This window comes from Methylobacterium sp. E-016 (genome assembly GCF_022829745.1).
GTDB lineage: Bacteria > Pseudomonadota > Alphaproteobacteria > Rhizobiales > Beijerinckiaceae > Methylobacterium.
Window position 1 is genome coordinate 1 of the sequence record NZ_JAKSYF010000141.1, and the last position, 902, is coordinate 902.

At 73.7% G+C, this 902-nt stretch carries 1 protein-coding gene; it reads right to left on the minus strand.

What is annotated here, in order from left to right:
• Positions 1–902: response regulator (locus tag MKK68_RS21135; protein WP_244032850.1), on the minus strand; the 902-nt coding region annotated here is incomplete at both ends.

The window sequence follows — 902 nt, forward strand, 5'->3', positions numbered from 1 at the left end:
GACGGAGGCCGAGACCACGGCGTGCGCGCCGTGGCGGCCCTGGACCCGGTCGTCCTCGTCGGCGCGGAAGCGGTCGAGCAGCTCGCTGCCCATCAGGTCGGGCAGGGTCGCCGCGCGCTCCGGCCCGAAGCCGTCCTTGAGGGCGTCGAACACCGCCGGCACGAGCACCGCGTTAGCGCCGTCCGGCGCCGGGATCGGGGCGGCCGGGCGGGCCTCGCGCGGCGGCCCGGTCCAGCGCGCGATGGTGGCGTAGAGGTCGGCGCGCCGGAACGGCTTGCCGACATGGTCGTCCATCCCGGCCGCGCGCAGGTCCTCGATCTGCTTCGGCAGCACGTTGGCGGTCATCGCCACGATCGGGATCTCGCGGGCCGGCGACGCCAGCGCGCGGATGTGGCGCGTCGCGGTCAGGCCGTCCATCACCGGCATCTGCACGTCCATCAGCACGAGGTCGTAGGCCCTGCCCTGCTTCAGCGCCGCCTCGACCGCGACGATCGCCTCGGCGCCGTCCTCGACCACGTCTACCACGTAGCCCTGCGCCTCGAGCACCGCGCAGGCGAGCTCCTGGTTGAGCGGCACGTCCTCGGCGAGAAGCAGCCGGACGGCGCGTCCGGCGGGGTCCGTGGCCGGAGCCGCGGACGTTGCCGCCGCGACCCCGGTCTCCTCGCCCGGCGGCAGCGTGAGGGTAAACCAGAAGGTCGAGCCGACGCCCTCGCGGCTGCTCACGCCGATCTCGCCGCCCATCAACGAGAGCAGGTGGCGGCAGATCACCAGGCCGAGGCCGGTGCCGCCGAAGCGCCGGCTGATCGAGCCGTCGACCTGGCTGAAGCGCTTGAACAGCCGGTCCTGCTGCGCCGAATTGATCCCGATGCCGGTGTCGGTGACCTCGAAGCGCAGGTCGTGGC